Origin of the sequence: Aeromonas sp. 600948, assembly GCF_049174875.1 — a bacterium.
Lineage (GTDB): Bacteria > Pseudomonadota > Gammaproteobacteria > Enterobacterales > Aeromonadaceae > Aeromonas > Aeromonas veronii_A.
Genome location: NZ_JAAKTY010000009.1, coordinates 144,775 through 156,467, shown reverse-complemented (window position 1 = coordinate 156,467; position 11,693 = coordinate 144,775). Strand labels below are relative to the sequence as shown.

At 58.7% G+C, this 11,693-nt stretch carries 7 protein-coding genes; 1 reads left to right on the top strand and 6 read right to left on the bottom strand.

Features of this window, described 5'->3' with window-relative positions; translation table 11 throughout:
* Positions 1-426: 426 nt before the first annotated feature.
* The 4 genes from pflB to G5182_RS10225 all read right to left on the bottom strand — a co-directional run bounded on the left by pflB (position 427) and on the right by G5182_RS10225 (position 7,373).
* Entirely contained in the window at positions 427-2,709 is a 2,283-nt protein-coding gene (gene pflB / locus G5182_RS10240; protein ID WP_005352571.1) for a formate C-acetyltransferase, read from the bottom strand.
* Between the two features lie 46 nt (positions 2,710-2,755).
* Positions 2,756-3,604 (bottom strand): formate transporter FocA, encoded by an 849-nt coding sequence (gene focA, locus G5182_RS10235; RefSeq protein WP_005333620.1) that lies wholly within the window; start codon positions 3,602-3,604, stop codon positions 2,756-2,758.
* Positions 3,605-3,985: 381 nt separating this feature from the next.
* Positions 3,986-5,746: a 30S ribosomal protein S12 methylthiotransferase accessory factor YcaO gene (ycaO, locus tag G5182_RS10230; protein WP_227342686.1), complete on the bottom strand. Its 1,761-nt coding sequence runs from the start codon at positions 5,744-5,746 to the stop codon at positions 3,986-3,988.
* A gap of 193 nt (positions 5,747-5,939) precedes the next feature.
* Entirely contained in the window at positions 5,940-7,373 is a 1,434-nt protein-coding gene (locus G5182_RS10225; protein ID WP_159158768.1) for a glycoside hydrolase family 1 protein, read from the bottom strand.
* A gap of 166 nt (positions 7,374-7,539) precedes the next feature.
* On the opposite strand from G5182_RS10225, the gene G5182_RS10220 reads away from it, so the two are divergent.
* Entirely contained in the window at positions 7,540-8,403 is an 864-nt protein-coding gene (locus G5182_RS10220; protein ID WP_216978919.1) for a LysR family transcriptional regulator, read from the top strand.
* 36 nt (positions 8,404-8,439) lie between these two features.
* Here the strand turns inward: G5182_RS10220 and G5182_RS10215 are convergent, their stop codons facing one another.
* The gene (locus tag G5182_RS10215; RefSeq protein ID WP_120414108.1) at positions 8,440-9,189 is read right to left on the bottom strand and encodes a substrate-binding periplasmic protein; all 750 of its coding nucleotides are present in this window, start codon (positions 9,187-9,189) and stop codon (positions 8,440-8,442) included.
* A 175-nt stretch (positions 9,190-9,364) separates the two neighbouring features.
* Positions 9,365-11,629 (bottom strand): 5-methyltetrahydropteroyltriglutamate--homocysteine S-methyltransferase, encoded by a 2,265-nt coding sequence (gene metE, locus G5182_RS10210; RefSeq protein ID WP_421254351.1) that lies wholly within the window; start codon positions 11,627-11,629, stop codon positions 9,365-9,367.
* Between the last annotated feature and the right edge of the window lie 64 nt (positions 11,630-11,693).

Here is an 11,693-nt window from a genome sequence, read left to right as displayed (position 1 = left end):
CAGAGGCAGAGGCAGAGGCAGAGGCAGAGGCAGAGGCAGAGGCAGAGGCAGAGGCAGAGGCAGAGGCAGAGGCAGAGAATGATTCCATAGTCACAGGCTTATGGGTATTGCTTGATACCCGCGATGGCGCCTCTGTTCACCCCTTAAACCTGATCAGCTGTTCCACGAGCCATAGCAACACTGATGCAATGGCAGGCAAAGCAACCGCCTATCCCCTTAGAGCGCGAATAAAGCATAATCGCATTACAGACGGGGCCTAGGTCAATCCTGGTGAGCCCCTCCCCTTAATCCTCTTCGAATACCCAGTAACAACTGTTGTGGTTGCGATGGAACTGGAGGCGATTCACTGGGGATGATTACTCCCCCTGAATCGCACGCATAAAAAAACCGGCGCCTTGGCGCCGGTTTTTGCTCACTACGTCTCGATTACAGAGAAGCGGTGAAGGTACGGGTGATGACGTCTTGCTGTTGCTCTTTGGTCAAAGAGTTGAAGCGAACGGCATAACCGGATACGCGGATGGTCAACTGCGGATATTTCTCCGGGTTTTCCATGGCGTCCAGCAGCATTTCACGGTTCATCACGTTAACGTTCAGGTGCTGACCACCCTCTACGTTGGATTCGTGGTGGAAGTAACCGTCCATCAGGCCAGCCAGGTTGGCTTTCTGGGCTTCCATATCTTTACCCAGTGCGTTCGGAACGATGGAGAAGGTATAGGAGATACCATCTTTAGCGTAAGCGAACGGCAGCTTGGCTACGGAAGTCAGGGAAGCAACAGCACCTTTCTGGTCACGACCGTGCATCGGGTTTGCACCCGGACCGAACGGAGCACCAGCACGACGGCCATCCGGGGTGTTACCGGTCTTCTTGCCATATACCACGTTGGAGGTGATGGTCAGAACAGACTGGGTAGCAACAGCACCACGGTAGGTGTTCAGCTTCTGAATCTTCTTCATGAAGCGCTCAACCAGGTCACAGGCGATATCATCGACGCGAGCGTCGTTGTTACCGAACTGCGGGTATTCGCCTTCGATTTCGAAGTCGATGGCAACGCCATCTTCGTCACGAATCGGCTTGACCTTGGCGTACTTGATGGCAGACAGGGAGTCAGCGGCTACGGACAGACCAGCGATACCACACGCCATGGTGCGATATACGTCACGGTCGTGCAGCGCCATCAGAGAGGCTTCGTAGCTGTACTTGTCGTGCATGTAGTGGATGATGTTCAGCGCAGCAACGTATTGCTTGGCCAGCCAATCCATGAAGTGGTCCAGACGATCCATTACGTCGTTGTAGTCGAGGTACTCGGACTTGACCATCTCGGTTTTCGGACCGACCTGGATCTTGAGCTTCTCGTCCATACCACCGTTGATTGCATACAGCATGGTCTTGGCCAGGTTGGCACGAGCACCGAAGAACTGCATCTGCTTACCAACGATCATCGGGGATACACAGCAAGCGATGGCGTAGTCATCGTTGTTGAAATCCGGACGCATCAGATCGTCGTTCTCGTACTGAACGGAAGAGGTCTCGATGGATACCTTGGCACAGTACTTCTTGAAACCGACCGGCAGCTTCTCGGACCACAGGATGGTCAGGTTCGGCTCAGGGGACGGGCCCATGGTGTACAGGGTGTTCAGCATACGGAAGCTGTTCTTGGTGACCAGAGTACGGCCATCAACGCCCATACCAGCCAGGGTCTCGGTCGCCCACATCGGGTCGCCGGAGAACAGTGAATCGTATTCCGGAGTACGCAGGAAGCGAACCATACGCAGCTTCATGACCATGTGGTCCATCAGCTCCTGGGCTTCTTGCTCGGTGATCAGGCCTTTCTGCAGGTCACGCTCGATGTAGATATCCAGGAAGCTGGAGGTACGACCGAAGGACATGGCTGCACCGTTCTGGGACTTGACTGCCGCCAGGTAGGCGAAGTAGGTCCACTGTACGGCTTCTTTAGCGTTCTTGGCCGGTACGGAGATATCGCAACCGTACTTGGCAGCCATCACCTTCATCTGTGCCAAGGCACGGTGCTGTTCGGAGATCTCTTCGCGCAGACGGATGGTGGCTTCCAGGTTGACGCCGTTTTCCAGGTCAGCTTGCAGGGACTTGAACTGGGCCAGTTTGTCGGCCATCAGGAAGTCAACACCGTACAGGGCAACACGACGGTAGTCACCGATGATACGGCCACGGCCGTAGGCATCCGGCAGACCGGTGATAACACCAGACTTACGGCAGTTCAGGATGTCTTTGGTGTAAACGTCAAACACGCCCTGGTTGTGAGTCTTGCGGTACTCGGTGAAGATCTTCTCGACCATCGGGTCCAGTTGACGACCGTACACTTCGCAAGAAGTTTTAACCATCTTGATACCGCCGTTGGCGATGATGGCGCGCTTCAGCGGCTTGTCAGTCTGCAGACCAACGATCTGCTCCAGGCTCTGATCGATATAACCGGCATCGTGTGCGGTAATGGTGGAGGGCAGGTCAGTATCAAAATCGACCGGCGCATGAGTGCGGTTTTCGATTTTGATCCCTTCCATGACCTTGTCCCACAGCTTGGTGGTCGCTTCGGTCGCGCCAGCCAGGAAGGACTCGTCACCTTCATACGGGGTGTAGTTCTTCTGGATGAAGTCACGGGTGTTGACAGAGGTCTGCCATTCACCGGCCGCGAAGCCTTCCCATGCTTTTTGGAACTGTTCGTTAAGTTCTGCCATTTTTCATTACCTCACACGGTATTGATGTAGTATCCCGCAATCATCCTTAATGATGACGACGGAAGATAAACCAGTAAGTCAGACCAACCATCACGCCACCACCGATGATATTGCCGATGGTCACGGGGATGAGGTTGTGTAGGACGAAGTTGGATACGGTCAGGTCAGCAAAGGTTGCCGGATCCTGGCCGATGGCCTGCCAAAATTCCGGACTAGCCACGCTGTGGATAGCGATACCAACCGGAATCATAAACATGTTTGCGATGCTGTGCTCGAAACCTGAGGCAACGAACATGGCAACCGGCAGCAGCATAACCACTACCTTGTCAGTCGCGCTGCGGGCACCAAAGGCCATCCAGGCAGCAAGACATACCATCAGGTTACAGAGGATACCGAGCGCCACCGCTTCGAAGAAGGTGTGGTGAATTTTGTGTTGGGCCACTTTGAGGGCGTTAAGGCCCCACTGACCGTCTGCTGCCGTGTACTCGGCAGAAACGATGATCAGCGCCACCATCAGCAGACCGCCAATCAGATTACCGAAGTAGACCAGACCCCAATTCTTGAGCAGCTGAGCCCAGCTGATGCGATTGGCAGCCTTGGCCACCAGCGTCAGGGTGGTGGAGGTGAACAGCTCGGCACCGAGCAGCACACAGAGAATAAGTCCGAGAGAGAAGCAGAGACCGCCCACCAACTTGGCCATACCCCAAGGCATGGAGCCGGTTCCGGTCGTCACTGTGATGTAGAAGATAAATGCGATGGCGATGAAAGCGCCTGCGGTAATGGCCAGTGGAATGACCTTGTATGCCGGCTTGGTAGCCTTGGCATAGGTGATGTCTTCAGCCAGTGCAGCGATGGCTTCGGGCTTGAGACAATCGAATGGAGATTCAGCTTTCAATTATTTTCTACCTGAATGTTTTGCCTGTTGAAATCATAACAAAGGGCCTAATAGCCAAAATTGACATTGATCAAGTTTATCAGAGTGCGAATGTAATTTTACTACAAATATTTTAGTGCGATGGCTACGCCACTTTACACCATGTATCAGCTGAAACAGAAATATCACATTTTTAATGCAATGATTTTAAAGAATTTATTTCCAATCATGGAAATGTGGCATTGGCAAGATATCTTTGCAGATCAACAGCACATCCCCTGCCCTGCAATCAATCCCCTTAGGGGTATTTTTTGTTTTTTATTTCATCTTTGAATAACAATCCCGTGCCTTGCCGCACGATAAACAGAAGGGGCCACTCGGCCCCTTCCTTTACAGCAACGATCACGCCCAGTGATGGGCTCGCTTGGCCTTTTGCAGCTTCTCGTAAGCCGCCAGCAGCTTCTGGTGCAGCGGGAACTGGGAGAGCGACAGGTCGGCCGCCTCCAGACCGTGGAAGCGTGCTTCGCCAGTGGCGTTGGCCCATGCCTGTGCCAGCGTCTCTTCGCCATACATGCGAGTGAAGACGGCGCGATACTGCTCCGGATCCCGCTCCTCGTCGAGGAACAACTCGACGCAGGCACGCAGGGCGCGGTAGTAGCTGGCACGCTCGGCAGTGAACACTGACTGGTTGAACTCCATGGTCCAGTCGATGAGATCCAGTGCGGTCTCCAGCTCACCGGCGGCCAGCGCCAGCATGGCTTTCAGCTCGCCAACGCGCAGGGTGTGCAGCGCGGTCCCCTTGGCAGCGGCGATGCCCAGCAGCTCGCGTACACGGGTGCGCTCGTCGTGCCCCTCTTCATCCAGTTGATCAAACAACGCCATGTACTGCTCGGCATCCCAATCCAGTGATGGCAGCGCCAGGATCACTTCGCGCAGGTTGGCGCCCATGTTGTTGTTGGCCAGCAGCAGATCTTCGGCCGGATAGATGTCGGACATGCCCGGCACCAGAATGCGGCAGGCGTAGACCCCCAGATGCTCGTAGTCGGCGATATAGACCGGCTGTTCCAGCTCATGGAAGATGCCGATCAGGTGATCAAACTCCTCCTGCGAGGTGCCACGAAAATCCCAGTCAGCAAACTCGAAGTCCGCATCCTGCTTGAACAGGTCCCAGCTGATAAGGCCCGAGGAGTCGATGAAGTGGGTCTCGAGGTTGTGGTGATCCGCTACCTGCTCGTTGTCGAATGACGGCGGCACGAACACGTCGAGATCCTTGAGACCGCGGCCCTGCAGCAGCTCGGTGACGGTCCGCTCGAAGGCCACTTCGAAGCGCGGGTGGGCGCCGAAGGAGGCAAAGCAGGTACCGTTGCTCGGGTTGAGCAGCACCACACAGATGACCGGATAGCGGCCACCGAGGGAAGCATCGAAGCTGTAAATGGGGAAGCCTTCCGCTTCGAGCGCCGCGATGGAGGCGGCAATCCCCGGATAACGGGCAATCACCTCGTCCGGGATCAGCGGCAAGCTGATGGCCTCGGCGATGATCTTGTTCTTCACGTGGCGCTCGAACACCTCGGAGAGCGCTTGAGTGCGCGCTTCGGTCTTGGTGTTGCCAGCGCTCATGCCGTTGGAGACATAGAGGTTGCCGATGATGTTCATCGGGATGTAGACGGTCTCGTGATCGGACTGACGCTCGAACGGCAGCGCGACGATACCGCGCTCTTCGTTGTTTGACTGCAGATCCACCAGCATGTCGGCGGTCACTTCACCGTCCGGGTTGTAGAACTTGCGGGTGAAGCTGTCGAGCAGACCGGCCGGGAACTGGTCACCCTCGATGGGGAACCACTTTTCGTTCGGGTAGTGAACGAAATCGCCGTTGGCGACCTGCTCGCCCAGATAGAAGTCGGCGAAGAAGTAGTTGGTGGAGAGACGCTCGAAATATTCGCCAAGGGCAGACGCGAGGGCCGCCTTCTTGCTGGCCCCCTTGCCGTTGGTAAAGCAGAGGGAGCACTCCTTGTCCCGGATGTGCACCGACCAGACGTTCGGCACGGGGTTGAGCCAGGAGGCCTCTTCAATATCAAAGCCCAGAGCTTGCAGCTTGGTCTGGAAGCGTTCGATGGAGTCTTCCAGCGCCGCGTCCTTGCCGGGAATAAAAGTGTGGTCAGTCATCACGATATCCTGATTTTTATTGGCTCATGTTCGGCCGCAGATAATAGCAGGGGTCGGCGGCTTTGGCAGGACAAAAATCAGTAAACAAGGATGAGTCGCACGGTGAGAAACCGGCTTGCCCCCTCTCCCCCGCCACAAACAGCGTGGGCCCGGGGATTGCCCGGGCCCCCTGGTTACGCGACGCGATAAACCGTCAGAGCTGCTTGCCCTGGCTCGCAATCAACTGGCTGTACCAGTGGAAGCTCGCCTTCTTGATCCGGCGAAGGGAGCCCCCCTGCTCGTCACGCTCCACATAGACGAAGCCGTAACGCTTCTGGTAGCCGTTGAGCCAGCTCAGGATGTCGGTGAACGACCAGGCGCAGTAGCCGAGCAATTCCACGCCATCCTGCATCGCCTCCTGGCACGCCTTGACGTGGCTGCGCAGGTAATCGATGCGGTACTCATCGTTCACCTTGTCGCCCGCCTCCAGCTTGTCGAACTCGCCAAGACCGTTCTCGGTGATCATCAGCGGCAGACCATAGCGGGAAGAGAGACGACGCAGGGCGATGCGCATCCCGGTCGGGTCGATGGCCCAATCCCAGTTGCTGGTCTCAAGGTGCGGATTGGGCGCCGTCTTGTAGAGGCCCGGGATGCCGCTGGACGGGGTAGTGCCCTTCTTGCCGGTGGTGTTGATCCGCTGCAGGGTCTGACCGCCCAAGGGGTTATCGGTGTAGGTCAGGGTGTAGTAGTAGTTGACGCCGATGTAGTCGGGCGTCCCCTCGCGCAGCAACTCCATATCGCCCGGCAGGATCTCGGGCGCCTCGCCGTTCTCTCGCAAGTAAGCGAGCGCCGCCTGCGGATAGCGGCCAAAGCAATAGGCATCCAGCCACCAGAGGTTGTTGAACTCCTCGGCGTTCTCGTAGGCCAGCATATCTTTCGGATCGCACGACGCCGGATAGGCTGGGGAGTAGGCAAAGCTCGGGCCAATCAAGCCATTCGGCACATGCTGGCGAAACGCCTTGATCACCCGGGCATTGGCCAGAAAGGCGATATGGTTGGCGGCAAAGAAGCGCTTGCGATCCTGCACTGCGGGCGGATGGGTGCCGAGCTGATAGGCATTGGTCAGGTTGTAGTTCTGCTCGTTGAGGGACACCCAATACTTCACCTTGCCGGCAAAGCGCTGATAGAGGGTCACGCAGTAGCGCTCGAAATCCTCGATAATGCGTCGGTCTTCCCAGCCGCCGTACTCATCCTGCAGCGCTTGCGGCAGATCCCAGTGGTAGAGGGTCAGCACCGGCTCGATCTGGTGGGCCAAGAGGGTATCGATCAGCTTCTCGTAGAAGGCCAGTCCCGCCTCGTTCACCTCCCCCCGACCGGTGGGGTAGATGCGCGGCCAGCTCACCGAGAAGCGGTAGGCCTTGAGCCCCATCTCGGCCATCAGCGCCACATCCTCTTCCATGCGGTGGTAGTGATCCACCGCCACATCGCCGTTGCTCCCCTCAAAGGTCTTGCCCGGCAGCTTGGTGAAAAGATCCCACACCGAGGGCCCCTTGCCATCGGCATTCCAGCCCCCCTCCACCTGATAGGCGGCGGAGGCGGCGCCCCACAGAAAATCGCTCGGGAAGTCGTTGAACTTGTGGTGATGCATCTGGTGTTGCTCCTGCTGCGCTGATGGTGTCAGCCATCTCTGATAACCCGGCGCCCCGTGCCGGGGTACCCGAAATGAATTGGCATAAGCATCCATCACTTCTAAAATTCCGTCCAATGACAAATATGACCACTCAACATTCCCAACAGGAATAAAAGGAGCCCTGATGGAGCTACGGGATCTGAAAGCCTTCGTCACTCTGGGGGAGGTGCTGCACTTCGGCCAGGCGGCGGTGCGCCAGCACGTTACCCAGTCGGCCCTGAGCAAACAGATAAGGCGGCTGGAGGAGGAGCTGGGCGGCGAGCTGTTTGAGCGCAACGCCAGTACCACTCGCCTCACCGGACTGGGCAGGGCACTGTATGAGGATGCCAGCGCTGTGGTCATCCAGAGCGAGCAGCTCTCGCGCACCGCCCGCGACGTGCTGGCGGGCAATGTCGGCACCCTGCGCATCGGCTTTGGCGTGGCCACCAAAATCCTGGTGCCCGCCGCCATTGCCCGTTTTCGCGCCGAGCGGCCGCAAGTGACTATCGAGCTCAACGATCTCTCCACCCACCACCAGCTGCTGGCGCTCAGTGAAGGCAAGCTGGATCTCGGTTTTTGCCGCCTGCCCGCCCCCAAGGGGTGGCACGCCCTGCCGGTGGTCGAAGCCCACTTTGTCGCCGTACTACCCGCCAGCTACCGCGATGTGAGGGAGTTGGCGGATCTGGTGGACAAGCCGCTGGCGATCCTCCGTCGGGACAAGGCCCCGTCGTTTTACGATCACCTGATGAACTATCTGGCCCAGAGCGGGCTGCGTTTTCGCGATATCCAGTACGTCAACGACTTTGCCGCTGGCGTCGCCACCGCGGCAGCCGAGATCGCCTGGACCCTGGTCCCCTCCTCCACCACCATAGAGCACCCGGATGTGCTCACCCTCCCCTTGAGAGACGGGGAAGCCTGTTGGACCATTGGCCTTATCCGTCCGCCCCACAGCAAGGGGCCCTTGATCGATGCCTTCTGGGCAACCATCGCCGATATGACGCCAAGATAGACACGCCCTTGGCAAACCGCAGATGGCGGCAACGCATCAACGATAGCGTTCGACGATACGCGCCAACTCGCCGCTTTGTCGCAGCTGTTGCAGGGCACGGTTGAACTCGGTTATCCGGGTATTGAAGCGGGAGTGCTTGCCGATGCAGAGATTGAACGGGGTAGAGGCAAGCTGCAGCGGCACCTCGACCACCTGCCCGGACAATCCCAGCTGGTTGAGTTTGAAACGTGCCACCAGTGGGTCGGTCACCATCAGGTCCCCCCGACCCGCCGCCAGCATTTTGAAAACATTATCGACATTGATGGTGTGATGAACGGTGAAGCCCGCCAGGTTCTCCTTGCCCCAGCCGTTACCGAAATAGTCGAGAAAGGTAAGTGATTTGAAGTCGCTCAAGCGGCTGGCACGCTGAAAATCGCTCATCCGGGGGTGGCCAAGCCGGGTAAATACCGTCAAAACCGTCGTGGTAACGGGCTCCTCCACCACCAATGTGTAAGAGCGGCGCTCCCGGGTGGCGATGGTGACAAAGCCATCGGCCTGCGCCATCCGCACCAGTTTTTGCGCCCGTTGCCACGGATAACCTTCATGGCGCACCCGCAGCCCCATCTGCGCTGCCACCCGATCCATCACGTCTATCATCAGCCCGCGCATCCTGCCCTGTTCGTCACGCCACGAATATGGGGCAAAGTCGTCAAAGTAGACCATCTTCAACTCGGCCGCTGGTGCCGCCCATGCACTCTGCCACATCAGCAATCCCCACAGGATTGCGCTCCCCAGACTGACTCTCATGGCCGCGACTCCATCCACTTCTGCCAACTCTGAGCCTAGTGCAAAGCGGGCTGCGGCAAGGTTCAGGATCCAGTGGAAAAGTGGCCAACGAAAAAAGAGAGAGGAAGCAATGGCTTCCCCTCTCTCGTTCGTTTGTCAGCACGCCACCTTACCGATGGCGGTCACGGCTAGCCGGTTACGCCAGCTCGGCCCGCAGCGCCCTGGTGGCATCGACCATCACCTTGAGGGCGGCCTCAGTCTCTTCCCAGCCCCGGGTCTTGAGGCCGCAATCCGGGTTGACCCAGAGCCGCTCGGCCGGGATCTGCTTGGCCGCCTTGCGCAGCAACCCCTCAATCCAGCTCTGGCTCGGCACGTTCGGCGAGTGGATGTCGTAGACGCCCGGGCCAATCTCGTTGGGGTAGTTGAAGCGTTCGAACGCTTCGAGCAGCTGCATCTGGCTGCGGCTGGTCTCGATGGTGATCACATCCGCATCCAGCGCCGCCACCGCCTCGATGATGAGGTTGAAGTCGCTGTAGCACATGTGGGTGTGGATCTGGGTGCGGTCCGCCACCGGGCTTGCGCTCAGACGGAAGGCGCGCACCGCCCAGTCGAGATAGGCCTGATGATCCTGCTTGCGCAGGGGCAAGCCTTCGCGGATCGCCGGTTCGTCGATCTGGATGATCTTGATGCCGACGGCTTCCAAGTCAGCCACCTCGTCGCGAATGGCCAGCCCGATTTGCAGGGCGGACTGCTCGCGGCTCACATCTTCCCGCGGGAAGGACCAGCAGAGGATGGTCACAGGGCCAGTCAGCATCCCCTTCACCGGCTTGTCGGTCAGGCTCTGGGCAAATCGGGTCCATTCGAGCGTCATGGGAGTCGGGCGGTCAATATCGCGGGTGATCACCGGCGGCTTGACGCAGCGGGAGCCATAGCTCTGTACCCAACCGAAGCGGGTGATGGCAAAGCCATCCAGCAGCTCACCGAAATACTCCACCATGTCGTTGCGCTCAGCCTCACCATGTACCAACACATCCAGCCCGATGGCCTCCTGACGCGCGATGGCATCGCGGATCTCGGCCTTAATGCCAGCCTCGTAGGCACTGTCATCGATGCGACCGGAGCGCCAATCCTGCCGCAACACCCGGATCTGGGAGGTCTGCGGGAAGGAGCCGATGGTGGTGGTGGGCAGCAGCGGCAGCTTGAGATCCGAGCGCTGCAGCTCGGCCCTGACCGGATAGGGGCTGTGGCGATCAAAATCGCTGTTGGTGAGGCTGGCGAGCCGTGACTGCACCGCTTTTTTGTGCACCCGGCTGTCGGACTCCCGATCCACGATGGGCTGGCTGTAGGCGGTGATTTTGTCGAGCTCGCCCCCATCCAGATACTCTCTGAGCAGTCCCAACTCGAAACATTTTTGCAAGGCGAAGGCGAACCAGCTGCGGGTCTGGGGATCCAGCTCCTGCTCCAGAGTCAAATCCACCGGGCTGTGCAGCAATGAGCAGGATGAGGCCACCCAGAGCCGCTCGCCGAGTTTGGCTTTCAGTGCCTTCAGAGTCGGCGCCAGCTTGGCCAGATTGGCACGCCAGACGTTGCGGCCGTTGATCACCCCGGCTGAGATGACCCACTGGGCGGGCAGATGCGGCAACAGGGTCTCCAGCTGCTCGGGGGCGGCCACCAGATCCAGATGCAGGCCATCTACCTTGAGGCTGGTGATGATGTCGCGCTGATGGGCCACCGAGCCGAAATAGGTGGTGAGCAACAGCTTGCAGGGGCCGCTCAAGCGCTCGTAGGCGTTGAGGTAGGCCAGCCGCCACTCGTCCGGCAAGTCCAGCGTCAGCGCAGGTTCATCGATCTGTATCCACTCCACTCCCTGGGCGGCCAACTTGGCCAGGATCTCCTGATAGACGATGAGCAGGCGATCGAGCAGTTCAAGGCGGGAGAAGCCGCTCTCTTTCTCCTTGCCGAGCCACAGATAAGAGACCGGCCCCAGCAGCACCGCCTTGACCGGCAGCCCCAGCGACTTGGCCTCTTCGACCTCGTCAAACAGCTGGCGCCAGCCCAGCTTGAAGCGCTGATCACGGCTGAATTCAGGCACCAGATAGTGATAGTTGGTGTTGAACCATTTGGTCATCTCGGCGGCAGCCGCCGCCGGGCCGGTCGGCGCACGACCGCGGGCCACCCGGAACAGGGTGTCGAGATCGGTCTCGCCATGACGGTGACGGGCAGGCACCGCATCCACCAGCAGGCTGGTGCCGAGCACCTGATCATACCAGGCAAAGTCGCCCACCGGCAGCAGATTGACCCCGGCGCCGTGCTGGGCCTGCCAGTGGCGTTCACGCAGCGTCTTGCCCACGGCAACGAGTTCGGCCTGAGTGGTCTCGCCACGCCAGTAGGATTCGAGGGCAAATTTCAGCTCGCGCTTGGCGCCGATACGGGGGAAGCCCAGGGTGTGTGCTCGTGTCATAGGTTCATTTCCTTATGCTCATTCATCTGATGGAAACTGGATGGTTTAGCCATCCAGATGTTTA